The 962-nt window shown below is 63.2% G+C and carries 1 protein-coding gene; it reads right to left on the bottom strand.

The features are described from left to right. Positions 1-920, bottom strand: a 920-nt coding sequence (locus tag ACMUOY_RS20185) for a PocR ligand-binding domain-containing protein (RefSeq protein ID WP_413894522.1), incomplete at its 3' end; no start/stop codon positions are given. Positions 921-962 lie beyond the last annotated feature (42 nt).

Here is a 962-nt window from a genome sequence, read left to right as displayed (position 1 = left end):
GCGGCTATGTCGGTCACCGACAGCCTAGCGCTGAGGTTTTCGTGCATGAAACAGATGCACTCGCGAACCAGCCCGGAACTGGACAGGGGTGCGTTCGCGACTCCATCGAGGAACTTGTCGAGCACGCCCACGATCCAGAAGCAGACATCCTCGAAAGCGTCGAGGCGCGAAAGCCTCTGAATTGCCTCGTAGTTCAGGCCCAATATTAACTGGGGCTCGGCGCCGGCCTCGACAGCTGCGCGCGAGAGAAAAACGGCGAGCTCCAGAAGGCGCGCTTTGATGATGTCGAGGCGGGTGAGGAAGATGTCGGCAAGCAATTCGTTGAGCATTCGCTTGGCCTCAGCGCGGCGACCGGACCGCACGGCGCCCATCAGCTCGCGCTCTTGTCGGGGCGAGTACATGCTGCGCACAGGGGGCCTGGCGAAGAGCTGCTGTTCGAGTTGCTTGCGCTCCTGGATCGCCTCGCCCAGCAGGCGCTGCTGGCGATATATCTCGTTCCGCTGCTTGAGGACGAGGTCCTCTGATTGGACTATGTATGTTGCCATGGCTGAAAGCAGTTCCGCGGCTGACTGAACGCGTCTGGGCGGGACCTGCTCGAGCCGGGGCACGGCCGGCTCGATCTGGCTCTGGTGAATGTCCAGATCGCGCGTGCGCTGCACGACTTCGTCGACGAAGAAGTCGTCCGGATCCCACATTATGACCTGGCCGCACAGTATTGAGCCCAGAAGCTCACCGCCTGCCACCAGGGGCGCTGCCCAGCATATCAGGCCGGCATGGCACTGGAATGTGTAGGGTTCGCCTATGGAAGAGGCCTGCCGCGCGGCGCGGGCGTATGACTCGGCGCAGCGACGGCGCCCTTCGCCGGAGGTTCTAACCAAGGCGCACAGAGGGCAGTCTTCCCATGCGGTAGGCGCGAGCACGTAGTCGCCGTCCGGCGACACTATTCGGGCCGCGATGCCTGT

Source organism: Candidatus Skiveiella danica (assembly GCF_022705245.1).
Taxonomy (GTDB): domain Bacteria; phylum Pseudomonadota; class Gammaproteobacteria; order Burkholderiales; family Burkholderiaceae_C; genus Skiveiella; species Skiveiella danica.
The sequence above is the reverse complement of the archived record's forward strand: the minus strand, read 5'-3'. Positions and strand labels throughout refer to the sequence as shown.